The sequence below is a fragment of the Paenarthrobacter sp. RAF54_2 genome (genome assembly GCF_052113945.1).
In the GTDB taxonomy this organism is placed as follows: Bacteria; Actinomycetota; Actinomycetes; order Actinomycetales; family Micrococcaceae; genus Arthrobacter.
Window position 1 is genome coordinate 155,507 of sequence record NZ_JBFRDV010000011.1, and the last position, 20,527, is coordinate 176,033.

At 62.4% G+C, this 20,527-nt stretch carries 14 protein-coding genes; 12 read left to right on the forward strand and 2 right to left on the reverse strand.

Features of this window, described 5'->3' with window-relative positions:
• Positions 1–141: 141 nt before the first annotated feature.
• From AB4Y87_RS13195 to rlmB, 6 genes are all read left to right on the forward strand, one after another.
• On the forward strand, positions 142–624 hold the full coding sequence (locus AB4Y87_RS13195) for a CarD family transcriptional regulator (protein ID WP_011690592.1): 483 nt from the start codon (positions 142–144) through the stop codon (positions 622–624).
• A 119-nt stretch (positions 625–743) separates the two neighbouring features.
• Entirely contained in the window at positions 744–1,526 is a 783-nt protein-coding gene (ispD, locus tag AB4Y87_RS13200; protein ID WP_442004781.1) for a 2-C-methyl-D-erythritol 4-phosphate cytidylyltransferase, read from the forward strand.
• Positions 1,526–2,089: a 2-C-methyl-D-erythritol 2,4-cyclodiphosphate synthase gene (gene ispF / locus AB4Y87_RS13205; RefSeq protein WP_442004782.1), complete on the forward strand. Its 564-nt coding sequence runs from the start codon at positions 1,526–1,528 to the stop codon at positions 2,087–2,089. Before ispD ends, ispF begins: the two co-directional genes overlap by 1 nt.
• Complete coding sequence (locus tag AB4Y87_RS13210; RefSeq protein ID WP_442004783.1) at positions 2,082–2,438, forward strand: hypothetical protein; 357 nt, start codon at positions 2,082–2,084, stop codon at positions 2,436–2,438. The genes ispF and AB4Y87_RS13210 overlap by 8 nt, the downstream gene beginning before the upstream one ends.
• 35 nt (positions 2,439–2,473) lie before the next feature.
• Positions 2,474–3,943, forward strand: a complete 1,470-nt coding sequence (gene cysS / locus AB4Y87_RS13215) for a cysteine--tRNA ligase (protein WP_442004784.1) — start codon at positions 2,474–2,476, stop codon at positions 3,941–3,943.
• A gap of 79 nt (positions 3,944–4,022) precedes the next feature.
• Entirely contained in the window at positions 4,023–5,012 is a 990-nt protein-coding gene (gene rlmB, locus AB4Y87_RS13220; RefSeq protein ID WP_442004785.1) for a 23S rRNA (guanosine(2251)-2'-O)-methyltransferase RlmB, read from the forward strand.
• A gap of 377 nt (positions 5,013–5,389) precedes the next feature.
• Here rlmB and AB4Y87_RS13225 read toward each other — a convergent pair whose 3' ends face one another.
• A complete protein-coding gene (locus AB4Y87_RS13225) occupies positions 5,390–6,199 on the reverse strand; it encodes a carbon-nitrogen hydrolase family protein (RefSeq protein ID WP_442004786.1) in 810 nt (269 codons plus the stop codon).
• 238 nt (positions 6,200–6,437) lie between these two features.
• On the opposite strand from AB4Y87_RS13225, the gene glgX reads away from it, so the two are divergent.
• The 3 genes from glgX to AB4Y87_RS13240 are packed head-to-tail and all read left to right on the forward strand — an operon-like array spanning position 6,438 to position 9,393.
• The gene (glgX, locus tag AB4Y87_RS13230; RefSeq protein ID WP_442004787.1) at positions 6,438–8,552 is read left to right on the forward strand and encodes a glycogen debranching protein GlgX; all 2,115 of its coding nucleotides are present in this window, start codon (positions 6,438–6,440) and stop codon (positions 8,550–8,552) included.
• 10 nt (positions 8,553–8,562) lie between these two features.
• A complete protein-coding gene (locus AB4Y87_RS13235; protein WP_442004788.1) occupies positions 8,563–9,027 on the forward strand; it encodes a ribonuclease domain-containing protein in 465 nt (154 codons plus the stop codon).
• A 6-nt stretch (positions 9,028–9,033) separates the two neighbouring features.
• Positions 9,034–9,393: a barstar family protein gene (locus AB4Y87_RS13240; RefSeq protein ID WP_442004789.1), complete on the forward strand. Its 360-nt coding sequence runs from the start codon at positions 9,034–9,036 to the stop codon at positions 9,391–9,393.
• Positions 9,394–9,640: 247 nt separating this feature from the next.
• Here AB4Y87_RS13240 and glgP read toward each other — a convergent pair whose 3' ends face one another.
• Positions 9,641–12,265: an alpha-glucan family phosphorylase gene (gene glgP, locus AB4Y87_RS13245; RefSeq protein WP_442004790.1), complete on the reverse strand. Its 2,625-nt coding sequence runs from the start codon at positions 12,263–12,265 to the stop codon at positions 9,641–9,643.
• A 152-nt stretch (positions 12,266–12,417) separates the two neighbouring features.
• Between glgP and AB4Y87_RS13250 the strand changes: the two genes are divergently transcribed.
• From AB4Y87_RS13250 to AB4Y87_RS13260, 3 genes are read left to right on the forward strand one after another with little or no spacing between them, the layout of a single operon-like run.
• Positions 12,418–14,478 (forward strand): alpha-1,4-glucan--maltose-1-phosphate maltosyltransferase, encoded by a 2,061-nt coding sequence (locus AB4Y87_RS13250; RefSeq protein ID WP_442004802.1) that lies wholly within the window; start codon positions 12,418–12,420, stop codon positions 14,476–14,478.
• Positions 14,478–16,274: a maltose alpha-D-glucosyltransferase gene (gene treS / locus AB4Y87_RS13255; protein WP_442004791.1), complete on the forward strand. Its 1,797-nt coding sequence runs from the start codon at positions 14,478–14,480 to the stop codon at positions 16,272–16,274. Before AB4Y87_RS13250 ends, treS begins: the two co-directional genes overlap by 1 nt.
• A gap of 1 nt (position 16,275) precedes the next feature.
• Positions 16,276–19,932, forward strand: a complete 3,657-nt coding sequence (locus AB4Y87_RS13260) for a 1,4-alpha-glucan branching enzyme (protein WP_442004792.1) — start codon at positions 16,276–16,278, stop codon at positions 19,930–19,932.
• Positions 19,933–20,527 lie beyond the last annotated feature (595 nt).

Genomic DNA, 20,527 nt, shown 5'->3' on the forward strand with positions numbered 1-20,527 from the left:
TCTTTCGGGGCTCACGTCAAGGGGTATCGTGAGCTCGTTTGGGGCCTATTTCCCTTTATTGGCGCGGCTGGAGGCCCCGTCCGGTGCCAGTCGTATGCCTTAATCGTGATAGACTAGTCTGCGGGAAAGGGGAAAGTCCACATGGTTTTTGAGGTCGGCGAGACAGTAGTTTACCCTCACCACGGTGCAGCAAAAATTGAGGAAATCAAGATGCGCACCATCAAGGGCGAAGAGAAGATGTATCTCAAGCTCAAGGTGGCTCAGGGTGATCTGACCATTGAAGTTCCAGCAGAGAACGTTGACCTTGTTGGGGTCCGGGACGTAGTGGGCAAAGAAGGCTTGGAGCACGTATTTGACGTTCTCCGCGCCGAGTTCACTGAAGAGCCTACCAACTGGTCACGTCGTTACAAGGCAAACCTGGAGAAGCTTGCTTCGGGCGATGTCATCAAGGTGGCGGAGGTCGTTCGCGATCTTTGGCGTCGTGATCACGATCGCGGCCTTTCCGCAGGTGAGAAGCGCATGCTGGCCAAGGCGCGGCAGATTCTGATTTCAGAACTGGCCCTGGCTGAGAAGACAGACGAAGAGAAGGCAGCAAGCGTTCTTGACGAGGTCTTGGCTTCCTAAGAATTGATCCCCGGTGGTGCGAAAGCGCCGCCGGGTTTCTTTTTGCCACAAAGTAGCCGCAGCAGCGGAATTACCCGGCATGTGGGTTTTCCATGCACATTCCGCATAACCTTGGGCGCATGAGTATTCCTTCCAAACGCGCTGTTACGGCGGTGATCGTGGTGGCTGCCGGCTCGGGCGAGCGCCTGGGCTACGGCATGCCCAAAGCCAAAGTTCCTCTCGGTGGCGAAACTATCCTGATGCACGCCCTTCGTGGCGTTGTCGCTGCCGATGTTGCGCGTCAGATCTGCGTTGCAGTGCCCAAGGGGGATGCGGAACTCCGCCAACTGATTGCTGAGTTCACGGTTGAACTGGTGGACGGCGGCCCCGAAATAACAGTCGTCGACGGCGGGTCCACCCGTGCTGACTCCGTCCGCGCTGCTTTGGCTGCTTTGGAAGACGGCACCGAAGCCGTGCTCGTCCATGACGCAGCCCGCGCGCTGACCCCCGAGCGCGTATTCCAGCGCGTAGCCGATGCTTTGGCTTCCGGCGCCAAGGCCGTCATTCCGGCCATGCCTGTGGTGGACACCATCAAGACCGTGGCCCAGACCAGCGCTTCGGACTCCGGCATCGCCCCGGAAGTTGTCACGGGAACAGCACCCCGGGAACAGCTCAGGGCAGTTCAGACGCCGCAGGGCTTCGACCTCGCAACGTTGCGCCGCGCGCACGACGCTGCCGAGCTCTTTGATGACAAGCAGGCCGCCGCAGTCACGGATGACGCCATGCTGGTTGAGCTTCTGGGCGTTCCGGTCCACGCAGTCCGCGGGGCCAGCCAATCGCTGAAGATCACTACGCCCTTGGATCTCATCATTGCCGAAGGCCTCCTGGAGGGCCCCCTCGGAATGCGCTGGGTGGAAGGCTGATGGCGGCTCCGCAAGCTGCAGGCCTTCCCGGACACCCGGTCCTGCCTCGTACGGGAATCGGCGTCGACGTGCACGCATTCGCACCGGAGGACGATCCCCAGCCGCTCTGGTTGGGTGGCCTCTTTTGGGAAGGCGAGCAGGGGCTGTCAGGACATTCCGACGGCGATTGCGTCGCCCATGCGGCTGCCGACGCCCTGTTTTCCGCGTGTGGAATTGGTGACCTTGGCACCCACTTCGGCACTGACCGCCCCGAGTTCGCTGGTGCCTCCGGGGTAAAACTCCTCGGTGAGGCTGCGCGGATAGTCAGGGCCGCAGGGTTCGAGATCGGCAATGTCGCCGTCCAATTTGTAGCCAACCGCCCCAAGTTCGGCCCCCGCCGCGAAGAATCCCAAAGGGTCCTGACCGAAGCCGCGAACGCACCAGTCAGCGTCACAGCCACCACCAGCGATGGTTTGGGATTTACTGGCCGCGGTGAAGGAATTTCTGCGATTGCCACCGCCCTCGTCTACCCCGTCCAAGGAGAAACCCAGCCCGGTTCCACTGAAGGTGGGCTGAATGACTAAGGTGCGTTCCGGCGTCGTGCGTTCCGCCGTACTCTTGTCCGCGAGTGTGGCTGCTGCGCTCCTGCTCGGCGGCTGTGCAGGGACGCCGAAGATGGATGTGAAGGCCAGTTGCGAGTTCCTCAACAATGACACCTTCAAACCCGACGGCAACCAACAGCAGCAGTCCAAGCAGATCGCTGCCCACTATCACGAGATCGCGGACAAGCTGGCTCCGGAAATCGGCGATCCCATCAAGGAGATGGCCGCCATCATGGACAAAGCGGCGGCTTCCTCGCTGGGAGCAACCACTCAGGAACAGCAACAACAGCTGACCGTGCATTTCAACAAAATCGGCGAGTACTGCAAGTAGGCAAGTCACGCCGCGTCATCGGCTAATCTGGAGCGGTGACCCTGCGCTTCTATGACACCGCCTCCGCCGAAGTCCGCGACTTCGTTCCCCTCGAACAGGGCAAGGCCAGCGTGTACTACTGCGGGGCTACTGTCCAGGGCATGCCGCACGTTGGGCACGTCAGGTCGGCAATCGCGTTTGATCAGCTGACGCGCTGGCTCGAATTCCGTGGCCTTCGCGTCACAGTAGTCCGCAACGTCACGGACATCGACGACAAAATCCTGGCCAAGTCCGAGCAATCCTTCGGCCCCGAGTGGGCTGCCGAGCCGACGGCGCGGAAAGACGAGGAGTGGTGGGCTTTGGCTTACCGCTACGAGCAGGAATTCGAGAACGCCTACGAATCCCTCGGCGTCCAGCGGCCGACGTACGAGCCCCGTGCCACCGGGCACATTCCGGAAATGCACGCGCTGATCCAGCGACTGATCGACCGCGGCCATGCCTACCCAGCGCTGGACGACTCCGGAGATGTCTACTTCGACGTCCGTTCCTGGAGCAAGTACGGTTCGCTGACGCGGCAGAACATTGATGACATGCAAGGCGCTCCCGACGCCGACCCTCGCGGGAAGAGGGATCCGCGCGACTTCGCGCTGTGGAAGGGTTACAAGGACGGCGAACCCGTCACCGCCAAATGGGAATCCCCCTGGGGAGCGGGACGACCCGGATGGCACCTCGAATGCTCCGCCATGGTCACCAAATACCTGGGCACGCGCTTCGACATCCACGGTGGGGGACTGGACCTCCGCTTCCCGCACCACGAAAACGAGATGGCCCAGTCCCAGGCTGCAGGCGACGAATTCGCCAATTTCTGGATGCACAACGGGATGGTCACCTACGAGGGCGAAAAGATGTCCAAGTCCATCGGCAACACGGTGAGTCCCGCCGAAATGCTTGAGTTGGCCTCGCCCCGGGTGGTCCGGTATTACCTTGGGCAGGCCCACTACCGCTCGGTGCTGGACTACCGGCCTACGTCGCTGCAGGAAGCAGCCGCCGCCGTCGAACGCATTGATGGCTTCATTGCCAAAGCCGCGGCGAAGGTGGGGCAGCAGGTCAGTGAGCCGACGAGCTACGCCGAGGGTGCCCAGGCCGCGATGCCGGCTGCCTTCGTAGCTGCTATGGACGATGACCTTAACGTCCCGCAGGCGCTCGGTGTCCTGCACGAGACCGTTCGGGCTGGCAACACAGCCCTGGCTGCCGGTGACCTTGGCGCCGTAAAAGACGCCCTCTCCAGCGTCCACGCCATGACAACTGTCCTTGGCTTGGATTCCGTGAAGCGCCCGGAGGCCGTGCAGAGCCGCGAACACGCGGCATTGGAGATTTTGGTGGAAGCACAACTCGAGGCCCGCGCCGCCGCCAGAGCAAACAAGGACTGGGCCGCGTCCGACGCCATCCGCGACACGCTCGCGGCCGCCGGGGTCGTCGTCGAAGATGGTGCGGAAGGCGCTACCTGGAGCCTGAAACGCGACTGACAAACCGCCGCCACCGCCGAATTGCATTGGGTCAGTAGACTGGAATGCAGACTCATTAATTTCAAGCAAGGTGGACAGAATGGCCAACCACGGTCGCCCGGGTGCAATCCGCAAGAGCAAGAAGGGCCCCTCCACGGGTACCGGAGGCCACGGTCGCAAGGCCCTCGAAGGCAAGGGGCCAACCCCTAAGGCCGAGGAGCGGACCTACCACAAGGCCTACAAGAACAAGCAGCTTTCCGAGCGTTCGGCTGCCAAGCGCGGTCCGGCACGCCCGGGTACCGGCGCCCGCTCCGGCCCCAAGGGTCGCGCAACTGAAGAGCTGGTCACTGGGCGCAACTCGGTAGTGGAAGCGCTGCGCGCCGGCATCCCCGCCAAGGCCCTCCACGTTGCGATCCGCATCGAAATGGACGACCGCGTCAAGGAGTCCCTCAAGCTTGCAGCAGAGCGCGGCATCCCGCTCCTCGAAACCGGCAAGCCCGAACTGGACCGCATGACCGAGGACGCAGTCCACCAGGGCCTGGTACTGCAGATCCCGCCGTACGAGTACGAGGACGCTTACGACCTCGCCGAGACCACCATCGCCAAGTGGAAGAAGGGGCACATCTCCAACGCCCCGATCTTCGTTGCCCTCGACGGCATCACCGATCCCCGCAACCTCGGCGCGATTATCCGCTCAGTCTCCGCGTTCAGTGGCCACGGAGTCATCGTCCCCGAGCGCCGGTCCGTCGGCGTCACGGCATCGGCATGGAAGACCAGTGCCGGCGCAGCAGTCCGCGTACCCGTGGCCCGCGCGTCCAACCTGAACAACGCCCTCAAGCAGTTCAAGAACATGGGCATCTATGTGCTCGGACTGGACGGCGACGGCGACGTCTCACTGCCCGACCTCACGGTAGCCACCGAGCCCGTTTGCATCGTGGTCGGCTCAGAAGGCAAGGGCCTGAGCCGGCTCGTCCGCGAAAACTGCGACCAGATCGTCTCGATCCCGATCGACTCCGCCATGGAGTCGCTCAACGCATCCATGGCCGTGGGCATCTCGCTGTACGAGGTGTCGAGGCAGCGTGCCAGCTAGCGCCAGTCCGCGACAAAGGCGCCGCAAGCGCCATCCTCCGCGTGCTGCTCCTTCGTCGCTTTGACGCACGCTTCCGGATGCCGCTTGCGCCACCCCTGGATGTTCTCTCACATCCCGCGGCTTTTTTGCCGATGCTCTATCGCTTCCCGCGGGTTTTTTACGGATGCTCGTTCACTTCCTGACCGTTTCGGCAAGCGCTCTCTCACGTCGTCATCGTGGGGGAGCCTTTGCTGTTCTTCAGGAATGACGACGACGGCGGCACCCGGCGCGGGCGCGGGGGGTCCGGTCCCCTTTGGGCGGATGTGAGAGAAGGTCCGGCCAGGAGCCGCAGGATGTGAGAGAAGATCGGCCCAGAAGCCGCAGGATGTGAGAGAACGTCAGAAGTCGCGGCGGTTGGCCAGGACCGGGAGCTTCTGGCGGGCTTCTTCCACCACGGCGGGGTCGAGGTCGGCGAAGAGGAGGCCAGGTTCGCCGTCGAGGGCTTCCAGGACTTGTCCGAAGGGGGACACGACGGCGGAGTACCCCACTCCCGTTGGCGCGGCACCCTTGACCTCAACACCTTGCGTAGTTGGATCTCCTTGGCCACAGGCAAGCACGAACGTGGTGGTGTCCACCGCCCGGGCGCGGGACAGGAGCTGCCATTGATCGGCCTTGCCCGGTCCGGCTCCCCACGATGCCGCCACGATGTTCACCACGGCACCGCGCAACGCGTTGGCTGTGAACAGTGCCGGGAAACGGATGTCGTAGCAGGTGGCCAAACCAAAGGTGACGCCGCCGACGTTGAACGTCACTGGGTCTGTTCCCGCCTCAACCGTGTCCGATTCCGCGAAGCCGAACGCGTCGAAGAGGTGGATCTTGTCGTAGCTGGTCTCCACGCCGGGGCCTGTGACCATGAGAGTGTTCCGCACGCGGCGCCCGCCGGAATCCGAAGCAGAGCCGGGCGTGAACATGCCGGCCACGATCACCAGCTGCAATTCGTTGGCGAGCTCGCGCACCCGGCTTGCCCAGGGGCCGTCAAGAGGTTCGGCGATGTCCAGCAGGGAGTTACCGAACGCGCGCATCATTGCTTCGGGGAAAACAACAAGCTCCGCGCCGCCGTCCTTGGCGCGGCGGGCGTACTCTTCCAGAAGCCGCAGATTGTCAGCCAGGTCCCGGCCGGTGATGACTTGAGCGAGTGCAACGCGCACGATTGAACCTCCAGTTCTGTCAGTCCCAGTATGGCAAGGCTGCAGTCAACCTACAGCCGCAGCGACACATTCGGGGGAGCCGATACGAATGTGCTGTTGCCCCGGCAAAGCGTTCCAGCACGTGAGCGGCCCGGAACTACGACCGCGGCCGGTACGTACCGGAAATTTGACGTGGTGCGCGCCGTCACACGGGAGGCTGACTCAGCACTCTTCCTGTATGGAACTAAACTTGCAAGCAATGGTTATGCCTATTTTGGACCCAGCAGCCGCCCTGGATGCGTCGCGCCCCAGGCCCCTCGGACTGAGCAAGCCCCAGCCCGACTTCTTTGATGCCGTCACCCAGCAGACAGACAACGTGAACGTGGCCGTGTTTGCTCCGGACCTGGAACGCGTTGAAGTGGCGTACCAGGCACCGGGTGATGGTTGGCGGGTTCACACCCTTCCCAATCTGGAGGACGGTGTGCACTTTGGCATCGTCAGCGGCATGCCGCCGGGCACACGCTACGGTTTCCGCGCCGCTCCAGCTGAGGGCGGGCTGCCGATGTCAGTACCGGCACTGGATGTTGATGACGACGGCGAACAGTCACTGTTGCTGGATCCCTATGGTCGCGCTGTGGATCAGCGGGGCGAATTCCTCACGAGTGTCCATATGGCATCGGATTTTGACTGGGGAGACGACGCGCCGCCGCGGACACCCATGCGTACGTCGGTGATCTACGAGGCCCACGTCCGTGGCCAGACGATGCTTCACCCGGACATCCCGGAGCACCTCCGCGGCACCTATGCCGGGATGGCACACCCCGTGATGATCCAGCATCTGACCGAGCTTGGAATCACTGCCGTGCAACTCCTGCCCATCCACTTCCACCTGGACGAGTCCCATCTCCAGGACCTGGGCATGACGAACTACTGGGGGTACAACACCGCGGCCTTCTTTGCCCCTCACTCCGACTACGCCACCGAGGCTGCGCGGAACGCCGGACCGCATGCTGTGCAGGACGAGCTCAAGGGCATGATCAAGTTGCTCCACGCGGCCGGCATCGAGGTCATTCTGGACGTGGTCTATAACCACACCGCGGAAGCCGGACCGGACGGGCCCGCGTTGAGTTTCCGTGGCCTCGCGGAGAAGCGCTACTACCGGCACGATGCACATGGGCGCTATCTGGATACCACTGGATGCGGCAACACCTTGGATTTCAGCGATCCCGTGGTGGTGGACCTGGCGTTGGATTCCCTGAGGTACTGGGTGAATGATTTCCACGTGGACGGCTTCCGCTTTGACCTCGCCGTGACCTTGTGCCGGGACGCTGGCAACCAATTCGATCCCAACCATCCCTTCCTGCGGGCCATTGCCGAGGATCCGGTGCTGTCAGAGGTCAAGCTCATTGCCGAGCCCTGGGATGTGGGTTACGGCGGCTGGCAGACAGGGCGGTTCCCACAGGGATGGTCCGATTGGAACGATCATTTCCGCGACGGCGTCCGGCGCTTCTGGCTCTCCGATCGCGCTGCCATGGAGGCTGGCGGCCAAGGCGGCTCAGTCGCGTCGTTGGCTGAATTAATGGCAGGTTCGGCGAGCCTGTTCGCGCCGTCCGGCCGCACGCGCTTGGCCTCTGTCAACTTCATCACCGCACACGACGGCTTCACGCTCAAGGACTTGGTGAGCTACGACCGCAAGCACAACGAAGCCAACGGCGAGCAGAACCGCGATGGCCACGGAGACAACCGCAGCTACAACCATGGCGTTGAAGGCCGCAGCGAGAACGAGGAAATCGTGGCGGCCCGCGCACTTTCCGTCCGGAACCTGATGGCTACCTTGTTGTTGTCCATTGGCGTTCCCATGATCACCGCCGGCGATGAGATGGGCCGCACGCAGCACGGCAACAACAACGCTTACTGCCAGGACAATCCCACGGCATGGCTGGATTGGAGCCGTACCCAGGAAGCCAACGCCATGTTCCAGACCACCAGGGAGCTTGTGAGGCTCCGCCGGTGGTTCCTGCGCAACCAGCCCGAGAACTTCCCGGCCCACACTAATGATTCCAGCCTGCAGTGGTTCGACGACAAGGGAAAGCGCATGACGCCCGCGCGTTGGAATGATCCCAACGCGCGCTCCATCCAGCTCCTGATGGGGCACGAGGACAGCGAAATCCGCGGTTTGGTCGTGGTGAACGGCAGCAACCAGGACGTGAAGATGGTGCTTCCCGAGATCCTCAGTGAAACGGGCATCGGCAAGCGTATGTTCGAACTCCGGTTCACAACCTCGGTGCTGCATGAACGCCGGAAGGGTGCGCTGGTGGCGTCAGGCGAGCGGGATATCCTGCAAGCCAACACCATCAACATTTACCGCACCTAGGAGTCCCTGCATGAAACGGAGCAGCAGCAAGCTGCTGGCCTTCGCAGCGCTGGTGATTGCCGTCGTCGCGCTTGTGGTCGCAATGGTGGGCGGCGGCCCGCTGACAGCCCCTCAAGGAGCGTTCAGCACACAAACCACGACGGCGGAGCCTGGCTCCGCGTCAACGCCGCCGTCCGTGGCAAACCCTTCTGCACTGCCCACCATCAACGCCTCGCAGCTGCCCAAGGAAGCGCAACAGACGCTTGCCCTGATCGCGAAAGGCGGCCCCTACCCGTACCGGGAAGACGACGGAAACTTCGGCAACTTCGAAGGACTCTTGCCCAAGAAATCCAGCGGCTTCTACAAGGAATACACAGTCGAAACACCTGGTGCGTCCAACCGCGGCGCCCGCCGAATCATTGTTGGCAAGGACACGGCGAAGTACTACACCGCAGACCACTACCAATCGTTCAAATTCATCGTCGAAGGCAAGTAGGAACCCATGAAGATCTATTCCGCAGACACCTGGACCCTCGAAGAACTTCAGGACCAGGTAGCAGATGCAGGGCGCAGGACCGTGATGGTCCCCCCGGCAGCAACAAAGCAGTCAGTCCTGGAAGTCTTCGCCCAGGTCCTGGACTTCCCGGAGTACTACGGCGTGAACCTGGACGCCCTCAATGACTCCCTGCATGACTTCGCCGACGCCCTGTCCGACGACGGCGGAACTCCCGTCACGATGATCTGGCAAGTCCCAGCGACCTACCGCACGGACCGCTCCTTCGCCGTAGTCTGCGAAATCCTCCAAGACGCAGAGCGCTACGCAGGCCGCGACCTCGCCGTCATCGCCGTCTTCGAAAATTAAAGAACGAAAGACCGCACACTCCTGCAAGGACCTCCGAGAACCCGAAGGACACGAGGCGCCACAAAAGCGGAATTGACCGCGCGGCACGGCAGACAAAACCCAATCGGGTGACACCGACCCGGAAGCGTGCGTCAAAAGCGCAAAGTGGGCCCACACCGTCAGGGTTCCCTGGCCGAGCTTGCGAGGCTAGGGAGACGGTGGGGTACACGCGGAGGGTCGGGGTCACCCGATTGGGACACAGGACGGACTAGGCGTTCGCGATCAACCCCAGTTCAGCTTTGGAAGCCAGCGCCGAGTGCTTCGGGAACACGCGGACGGTGTAGCCGAAGGAGCCTGAGCGGTTGATAACCAGGTCGCCGTGGAAGAGGTGGCGTCCGCCGCCGAGGTTTTCCAGGGACTCGAGTTCGGCTACGACGATGTCCTCGAGCTCGTCGGATTCCTCGGCGCGTCCGAACGCTACTTCCACGGAGACGTCGTCGGGTGTCAGGTTGTGCAGTGCCACGTAGGCGTTGACCTGCAGGGTGTCGCCGACCTGGGGTTCTTCGGACACCCCGACGGAGTCGACGTGTTCCACGACGACCTCGGGCCAGGCGCTGCGGACCTTGGAGGTCCAGGCCGCGAGTTCCTTGGCTTCCTTGAAGGATTCTGCGGTGGCCCTGCGCCCGGCTACTGCTGCGGGGCAGTAGAGGTTGTTGACGTAGTCGTGGAGCATGCGTTCGGCTGAGACTGCCGGACCCAGGTTCGCCAGGGTGTGCTTGATCATGGACACCCAGTGGGTGGGCACGGTTTCGCGGCTGGATTCGGAGGGTCCTGCTGCGCCGGCGCCTTGGGCCACGGTGGTTCCGTAGAAGCGCGGTGCTACCTGGGTTTCCAGCAGCTCGTAGAGTGCGGAAGCCTCGATGTCGTCGCGTTCGTCGGCGGATGCGCCGTTGTTGGCTGTGGGGATCGCCCAGCCGTTTTCGCCGTCGTACATTTCGTCCCACCAGCCGTCCAGGACGGAGAGGTTGAGTGAGCCGTTGATGGCTGCCTTCATCCCGGATGTGCCGCAGGCTTCCAGCGGCCGCAGTGGGTTGTTGAGCCAGACGTCGCAGCCGGGGAAGAGGGTGCGGGCCATGGCGATGTCGTAGTTCGGGAGGAACACGATCCGGTGGCGCACTTCGGGGTCGTCGGTGAACCGGACGAGGTCCTGGATCATTTTCTTGCCGGCGTCGTCTGCGGGGTGGGATTTGCCTGCGATAACCAACTGGATGGGGTGCTTGGGGTCCAGGAGGAGGGCCTTCAGACGCGCGGGGTCGCGCAGCATGAGCGTGAGTCGCTTGTAGGTGGGCACGCGTCGGGCGAAGCCGATGGTCAGCACGTCCGGATCCAGTACGTTGTCCGTCCAGCCAAGCTCGGCGTCGGCAGCGCCGCGTGTCTTCCATGACGCGCGCAGCCTGCGTCGGACGTCTTCGACGAGCTGGGTACGCAGTTGCTTGCGGAGTCCCCACACGTCCTCGTCACTGACGTTGTAGGCGAGGTCCCAACGGCCCAGGGCTTCGGCTTCTGGGCCGAATTGTTGCCGTGCCAGGGTCGATATCCGCGGGTCCACCCAGGTGGGAACATGGACGCCGTTGGTCACGGACGTGATGGGGATCTCGGAGTGGTCGAATCCGGGCCAGAGGCCGGAGAACATTTCCCGTGAGACCACGCCGTGCAGCTTGGCCACGCCGTTGGCGCGCTGGGCGAGGCGCAGGCCCATGACTGCCATGTTGAAGACGGAGGGGTTGCCGCCGTCGTAGTTTTCCCGGCCGAGTTCCAGGATCCGGTCCACAGGCACAGCAGGGGCGAGCCCGGCTTCGAAGAAGTGCTTGATCTGGAGGGTCTCGAAACGGTCGATCCCTGCCGGTACGGGGGTGTGCGTGGTGAAGACGGTGGATGCACGTCCTGCAGCGAGGGCTTCGTCCCACGTGAGGGGATCAGTCGCGTCGGACATCGCTTCCTGGATGCGTTCGATTCCCAGGAATCCTGCGTGGCCTTCGTTCGTGTGGAAGACTTCCGGCGCGGGTGTGCCCGTCAGTTCCTGGTAGACGCGCAGGGCCTTGACGCCGCCCATGCCCAGCAGCAGTTCCTGTTGGAGGCGGTGATCGCCGCCACCGCCGTACAGGCGGTCGGTGATGCCGCGCGCGGCTTCGTCGTTGGAGGGGACGTTGGAGTCCAGCAGCAGCAGCGGAACGCGTCCGACGTCGGCACGCCAAACATGCGCGTGAAGCTCGCGGCCGTTGGGGAGCGGAAGCGAAATGTGCACCGGCTTGCCGGGAACGCCGTCCTTGGAGGGCTGGCGCAGAAGCGTCAGCGGCAGGCCGTCCGGGTCCAGTACCGGGTACGTTTCCTGCTGCCAGGCGTCACGGGAGAGCGACTGCTTGAAGTAGCCGGCCTGGTAAAGGAGCCCGACGCCGATCAACGGCACCCCGAGGTCCGATGCGGCTTTGAGGTGGTCACCAGCGAGGATGCCCAGGCCACCGGAGTACTGGGGGAGAACCTCGGTGATGCCGAATTCCGGCGAGAAGTAAGCGATGCAGGCCGGGGCTTCTTCACCCAGGCCCTGGTACCAGCGGGGCTCGCTGAGGTAGCGGTCCAGATCGGCTGCAGCTTCCTGCACCCGGTTTACGACTTCGCCGTTGCTGGCCAGGTCCTGCAGCTGCTCCCTGCTGATGGACCCCAGGAGGGCGATGGGGTCGTGCTGCGCGGCCTCCCAGAGAGCCGGGTTAAGGCTCGCAAAAAGTTCCCTGGTGGGCCGGTGCCAGGACCAGCGCAAGTTGGTCGCCAAGCGGGCCAGGGGCCGAATGGGCTCAGGGAGGACGGTACGGACTGTAAATCTTCGAATTGCCTTCACGAGCGCCACACTAACGGACTCACATGGCAGTCGGAACTTGTTTGGGTTTCTTTTAGGTAAAAGTCATCTTGCGTCGTGAAGATGGCTCGTGTGCTTAGCATTCTTGGATTTTTGTCGCTAACGTCGTGGTTGTGACGAATACCTCGCGAACCATGACCGCTTTGAAATCCAAGACGAAAACGGACATCACCGCCGGACTTCGCTTCGGCCGGTTCCCCATCACGGCCGTCCAGCCGGTGGTTGAGGGTGGCCGGTTCCCCGCGAAGGCCCTTCCGGGTGAGGATCTCGCCATCGGGGCGACCGTCTTTCGTGAAGGACATGATCAACTCGGCGTCTCCGCCGTCCTGCTCGATCCCAAGGGCAAGGAGCGCCAGCGGGTCCGCATGGCACCGGCCAAGGATGAGCGCTGGAAAGGCCTGGACCGCTGGGAGGGTTTGCTGTCGCCGTCCGGCACGGGCGCGTGCTCTYTCGTCATTGAGGCTTGGCACGACCGTTACGGAACGTGGCACCACAACGCTGAAGTCAAAGTGGGCGCCGGCATTGACGTCGAGTTGATGCTCGCCGAGGGCGCCGCCCTCCTTTCGGAAGCAGCCGACGACGACGCCGGCCGCACCGCGGCGGAGAAGCGCACCCTGCGTGCCGCTTCAGTCGTCCTCGCCGACACCACCAAATCTGCCGAGGAGCGCCTTGGCGCCGGTTTCAGCCCAGAGGTGCTGACCGCCGTCGGACGCGTTCCGATCCGTGAGCTGGTGACGGTTTCGGAGCCGTTCCCGCTGCAGGTGGAACGTGACCTCGCGGGTCGTGGTTCCTGGTACGAGTTCTTTCCCCGCTCCGAGGGCGCGGTTTTGGATCACGCCTCAGGTATCTGGACCTCGGGCAACTTCCGCACCGCAGCCAAGCGCCTGGAGGCGGTTGCGGAGATGGGCTTCGATGTCATCTATCTGCCGCCGATCCACCCGATCGGTTTCCAGCACCGCAAGGGCCGCAACAACACGCTGACACCGGGCCCCCAGGACCCGGGTTCGCCGTGGGCCATTGGTTCCAAGGACGGTGGCCATGATGCCATTCACCCGGATTTGGGCACTTTTGAAGATTTTGACGCTTTTGTTGCCCACGCCCGCGAGCTCGGACTCGAAGTTGCACTGGACTTGGCGTTGCAGGCAGCCCCCGACCACCCCTGGGTGACGTCAAACCCGGAATGGTTCACCACCCGTGTGGATGGGTCGATCGCCTATGCCGAAAACCCGCCAAAGAAATACCAGGATATTTATCCCCTGAACTTCGATAACGATCCCGCAGGCCTTTCCAAGGAAATCCTGAGGATCGTCCAGTTGTGGATCAGCCATGGCGTGAAGATTTTCCGCGTGGACAATCCGCACACAAAGCCTGTCTGGTTCTGGGAATGGTTGATTGGAAAGATCAACAAAAAGAACCCAGAGGTAGTTTTCCTGGCCGAGGCTTTCACTCGTCCACCCATGATGCACGCATTGGGCAGGGCAGGGTTCCAGCAGTCCTACACCTACTTCACCTGGCGGAACACCAAGACTGAACTGGAGCAGTATTTCCATGAGGTCAGCCACGAGAGCGCAGCTTTCTTCCGGCCCAACTTCTTTGTAAACACGCCGGACATCCTCACGAAGTACCTCCAGTACGGTGGTCCCGCGGCCTTCCGCATCCGAGCTGTCCTGGCTGCCACGGCGAGCCCGCTCTGGGGCGTGTACGCCGGCTACGAGCTGTACGAACACGTGGCACGGCCAGGTGCGGAAGAGTACATCGATAACGAAAAGTACGAGTACAAGGCAAGGGACTGGGAAGGCGCTGCGGCGTCGGGCCGCACGCTCGCGCCGTACATCACCAGGCTCAACACCATCCGCAAGGACCACCTTGCCCTGGGCGACCTGCAGAACCTGACGTTGCACAGCAGCACCGATGACGCAACGATCGTCTACTCCAAGCACAAGACGCTGCCGGACGGCACGAAGGACACCTTGATCATCGTGGTCAACGTGGATCCGCACAGCGCCCGCGAAAGCACGGTCTCCCTGGACTTGGCGGCCCTTCAGCTGGACCCTGCGGACTTCAACGAGGACGGCCGGTTCCTGGTGGATGACTTGATCAGCGGGCAGAGCTGGTGGTGGGGTGAACACAACTACGTCAGGCTCGACGCACACGTGGAGCCCGCACACATCCTGAGCATCCGGAGGCAGCCTTAGTGAGTTTTTCTCCGCAAAACCCCAGCCAGTACTTCACTCCGAAGAACACCTTCGAGCTGAATGCCCCCGGTCTCCAGCATGATCCACACTGGTACCGCAAGGCAGTCTTCTACGAAGTACTGGTGCGGGCCTTTGCGGATGCCAACGGGGATGGCTCCGGTGACTTCCACGGCTTGATCGAGAAACTGGACTATCTTCAATGGCTGGGCGTTGACTGCCTCTGGCTGCCGCCGTTCTTCCATTCACCCTTGCGTGACGGCGGCTATGACATTGCCGACTACACCTCGGTGCTTGACGAGTTTGGCACCATCAGCGACTTCAAGCGCCTGGTGGCGGAGGCGCACGCCCGCGGCGTCCGAGTGATCATCGACCTCCCCCTGAACCACACCTCGGACCAGCACCCGTGGTTCCAGGAATCCCGGAAGGACCCCACCGGGCCCTACGGCGATTTCTATGTCTGGAGCGATACGGATGAGAAATACCAGGATGCGCGCATCATCTTTGTGGACACGGAGGAATCCAACTGGACCTTCGACCCCATCCGGCGCCAATTTTTCTGGCACCGCTTCTTCAGCCACCAGCCGGACCTGAACTTCGAGAACCCCAAAGTCATCGAGGCGCTCTATGACGTGATCCGGTTCTGGCTGGACCAGGGAATCGATGGCTTCCGCGCCGACGCCGTTCCGTACCTCTTCGAGGAGGAAGGGACCAACTGCGAGAACCTGCCGGCCACCCACGCTTTCCTGCAAGATCTGCGGCGGATGGTGGATGCCAATTACCCCGGACGCGTGATCATCGCCGAGGCAAACCAGCCACCCCAGGAGGTGGTGGAGTACTTCGGCACCGACGAAGCCCCGGAATGCCACATGGCCTTCCACTTTCCGATCATGCCCCGGCTTTACTACGCCCTCCGGGACCAGAAGGCGGCTCCGATCATCCAGACCCTGAGGGAAACTCCGGAGATTCCCAAGGGCGCCCAGTGGGGGACCTTCCTGCGAAACCACGACGAACTCACGCTGGAGATGGTCAGCGCGGACGATCGCGCCGCCATGCTTGGCTGGTATGCACCGGACCCCAGGATGCGCGCCAACATTGGTATTCGGCGGAGGCTGGCTCCGCTGCTGGACAATTCCCGGGCTGAGATTGAGCTCATCAACGCTCTGTTGCTCTCCCTGCCGGGTAGCCCTTTCCTCTACTACGGGGACGAAATCGGCATGGGGGACAACATTTGGCTCGATGACCGCGACGCCGTCCGCACCCCCATGCAATGGAACCCGGACAGGAACGCGGGTTTTTCGGGGGCGGACCCAGGCAAACTGTACCTGCCGGTGATTCAGTCCCTGGTCTACAACTACAGCATGGCCAACGTTGAGGCGGAGGCTGCGCATTCAGGCTCACTGCTGCGATGGACCCGGCAGATCCTCAGCGTGCGCAAGAACCATCCGGTGTTCGGGCTGGGAAGTTTCCGCCATATCGAAGCGGACCACGAGGTAGTTCTGGCCTACGTCCGGGAACTGCCCCCGGGCAACCCTGAAGGCGAGGACGCGGAGACCATTCTGTGCGTCTTCAACCTGTCGCAGCACCCGGTGGCCGCCACGCTGGATCTGCCCGAATTCGCGGGCAGAGGCTTCCGCGACATTTTCGGTGGCCAAACATTCCCGCCTGTGGGGGACAACGGCCAACTGACGGTCATGCTGGGTAGCCACAACTTCTATTGGCTGCGGCTGCGCTCTGCGTTTTCCAACCCCTCATCGCCATTTACCCAGGCGATTCCCGTGGTGTCGACCAAAGGATGAGATGAAAAAGGGAACACTTGACCCCTCGATCGAAAGTCTTCTCCGGAGCTGGCTTCCCACCAAACGCTGGTTCCCGGTGAAGAGTCCCGACTTTGCGCTGGAGCGTGTTGGCGGCTTCAACCTCCCATACCCGGAAGGTAGCGCCGGATTGCAGGTTGAATTGCTGGCCGTGACGTACCGGACGGCCGACGGCGGTCCCCGGACCGACGTCGTCCAGGTCCCGTTGAGCTTCAGAAGCCAGCCGTTGCCGGATGCTCCCACTGCCTTGCTGGGGGAGGTCACGGATCCGGAACTGGGGCTGCGACTCGTGTACGACGCCGTGTACGACACCGAGTTCATCACGGCGTGGCTGGACCTCATGCGCCGGGAGGACACCGTGGGTGACGGCCTCGCTGCGGGCCATCTCACCCGGGGCCGGGTGGCCCTTCCGGAAGGGCCTACCTCGGTCCGCGTGCTTTCCGGGGAACAGTCCAACACGTCCGTCATCATTGACGACGGCGGTTCAATGGCGATCGTGAAGATCTTCCGCGTGCTGGCGGCCGGCAGGAATCCCGAAGTGGAGCTGGGTGCCGCGCTGACGGCGGCGGGGACCACCGAGGTCCCGGCCACGCTCGGCTGGATCACGGGTTCCTGGGAGGGCCAGGGCCCAAGCGGTCCGGCCACTGGCGAGCTCACGGTTGCCCATGAATTCCTGCTGGGGGGACTGGATGCATGGAGGCTGGCTGTCGAAGCCGCTGCAGCAGGTGCCGATTTCACCAAAGAGGCCCACGAACTCGGTGCTGCAACAGCAACGGTCCACGCCAGGCTCGCGGAAACTTTCGGCACACTGGATGGCCAGACGCAGGGCGCCGACATCATTGCGACCCTGGCCCGGCGCGTCCGCCAGTCATGGGCGGAAGCGGCTTCCGCCGTCGGGCCTTATGAGGGCAATCTCGAAGAGCTGCTGGCCACGCTGCATCCCCGCGATGTGGGTCAGCTGCAGCGCGTCCACGGCGACCTCCACCTTGGCCAGATCCTCAAGGTTCCCGGAAAGAATGGGGCACCGGGTCGGTGGGCCATCCTGGACTTCGAAGGCGAGCCCCTCCGGACCATTAACGAGCGCAACACTCCCGATCTCCCCTTGCGGGACGTTGTGGGAATGCTCCGCTCCTTCGACTACGCGGCAGGAGCCGCTGTCCGTGAGAACGCCGAAGCCAAGGTGCCCTCGACATGGGCGGACGACTGCTCCACCGCGTTCCTGGCTGGTTACAGCGAAGTCATGCCGGGAACCATTGACCGCCGCTCGCCACTCTTTGTGGCATTGTGGCTGGACAAGGCCTTATATGAGGTGGTCTATGAGTTGCGGAACCGGCCGGACTGGCTGTCCATTCCGGTCAACGCATCACGGCAAATCCTCGACAACACGAGCCGCGGCAAGCACGCCGCGGCTACAGCGGAAGGTAATGAAATGACAGGCTCTGCACGCACCGAACGGCCCCGAGTTCCCCTGCATGTGGACTCCGAGACCTTGGCCCGCGTGGCAGCTGGAGCCCACCACGCACCACACTCCGTTCTCGGCGCCCACCTGGACGATCACGGCCACGTCACCATCCGGACCGTGAAGCACCTCGCCAAGTCGGTAACGGTGGTGACGGAGGCCGGACGCACTGCCATGGAGCACGAGGCCAACGGCATTTGGGCCGTCGTCCTGGATCCGCTGCAACATGGCCATGTTCCGGACTACCGGCTGGAAGTGGTGTACGACGCCGAACCCGTCACCATTGATGACCCGTACCACTACCTGCCTACCGTGGGTGAGGTGGACCTGCACCTCATCGGCGAAGGCCGGCACGAGCGTCTCTGGGATGTCCTTGGCGCCCACATCCAGCACTACCGCTCTTCGTTGAGCGAAGTAGATGGTGTTTCCTTTGCTGTCTGGGCCCCGAACGCCCAGGCGGTCCGGGTCAAGGGTGATTTCAACGGCTGGGATGGCCGTAGCCACGCAATGCGTTCCCTCGGCTCGTCCGGTGTTTGGGAAGTCTTCATTCCGGGGGTTGTAGCAGGGGCGTGCTACAAATACGAGATCCTGAGCAAGTCCGGGCACTGGCTGGAAAAGGCTGACCCCTTGGCCTTCGGCACGGAAGTTCCGCCACTGACCGCATCCCGCGTGGTGGACTCCAGCTACCGCTTCAAGGACGCCGAGTGGATGACTGCGCGCGCAGAAAAGGACCCGCACAACTCGCCCATGAGTGTCTACGAAGTGCACCTGGGATCCTGGCGCCTTGGCTTGGGCTACAAGGAGCTGGCCAAGGAACTGGTTGACTACGTGAAGTGGCTTGGTTTCACCCATGTGGAATTCATGCCTGTGGCAGAGCACCCCTTCGGTGGTTCCTGGGGCTACCAGGTCACGTCCTACTTTGCCCCGACATCCAGGTTCGGGCACCCCGACGAGTTCCGTTTCCTGGTGGACTCCCTGCATCAGGCAGGCATCGGTGTCCTACTGGACTGGGTCCCGGCTCATTTCCCCAAGGATTCGTGGGCGCTGGCTCGCTTTGACGGCGAGGCACTGTACGAACACTCAGATCCCAACCTGGGCGAACACCCGGACTGGGGCACACTGATCTTCGACTTCGGGCGCACCGAGGTGCGGAACTTCCTTGTTGCCAACGCACTGTATTGGCTCGAAGAATTCCACATTGACGGACTTCGCGTGGACGCTGTGGCCTCCATGATCTACCTCGACTACTCCCGCGAGGAAGGGCAGTGGCGTCCCAACAAGTTCGGTGGCCGCGAGAACCTCGAGGCAATTTCCTTCATGCAGGAGGTGAACGCCACCGTCTACAAGACGCACCCTGGCGCGGTCACCATTGCCGAGGAATCCACCGCATTCCCCGGTGTCACGGCACCCACCAACCACGGTGGGCTCGGCTTTGGCCTCAAATGGAACATGGGGTGGATGCACGACTCCCTGAAATACATCTCCGAAGACCCCATCAACCGCCGCTGGCACCACGGCACCATCACGTTCTCCATGGTCTACGCCTTCTCGGAGAACTTCCTCCTGCCCATCAGCCACGATGAAGTAGTCCACGGCAAGGGATCAATGCTTCGCAAGATGCCCGGTGACCGTTGGCAGCAACTGGCAAACCTCCGCGCCTTCTTCGCCTACCAGTGGGCACACCCGGGTAAGCAGCTCATTTTCATGGGCACTGAATTCGGCCAGGAAGCGGAGTGGTCAGAGCAGTACGGACTCGACTGGTTCCTTGCTGACATCCCGGCGCATCGTGGACTCCAACTCCTGGTCCGTGACCTTAACGGCCTCTACAAGTCAACGCCTGCACTGCATGTCCGCGACAACGAACCTGCCGGCTTCCAGTGGATCAACGGTGGAGACGCCGACCACAACGTGCTGACCTTCATTCGCTGGGACCACGATGGCAAGCCGTTGGTGTGCGCAGTGAACTTCTCCGGAGGCCCGCACAACGATTACATCCTGGGAGTGCCGGAAGCAGGGGAGTGGGTTGAAGTCCTGAACACCGATTCCGAGACTTACGGTGGCTCGGGCGTCATCAACGCTGGAACGCTGAAAGCCACCTCACCTGGAACGGACGGCCAGCCGGCGGCATTGACCGTAACACTCCCGCCGCTTGGCGCGTCCTGGTTCACGCTGGCTGAGTAGTTCTTCAAGCCGAACAGTTCTTCAAGGTCAGGGAGGGTCCGGGGCAACAATGCTCCGGACGCTCCCTGACTGCGTCCGGGGGTTGTTGGGTTTGGATGCTTAGCCGGGTTTCCGGGGTAGTTGTGGCGCCAAGGTGCCCCTCTTTGAGTGGCTTTGCCATCTCGGCTGAGTAGGGGTATAGTTAGTACCCGCGCTGGTCCCCGAGTGGAGATCGCCAAGCTGACAAGAAACCGCAAGGAAAAATCAAGTCAAGCTTGCCGATTTGACTCCGAGAGATCCAGCCGGTAAGTTTGAAAAGTTGCTCCGGAGCGATCCAGCGAAGGCTGGTGGTACTGCTTTGGAATAGTGACCTGTTGTTTGAGAACTCAATAGTGTGCCAAGTTTGTTGATGCCGATTGTTTTATTGATTGGTTGAAATTATGGCCAGGCCGTTGCGCACCCCCGTGTGTGGTGGTTTGGTTTTCAGCTGGTTTCGAATTTTGTGCAGCCGTGYYTRCCGTTATTTCCGGTGGGTGTGGTTGTGTCTGTTTGATTTGTTTTTCTTCAACGGAGAGTTTGATCCTGGCTCAGGATGAACGCTGGCGGCGTGCTTAAC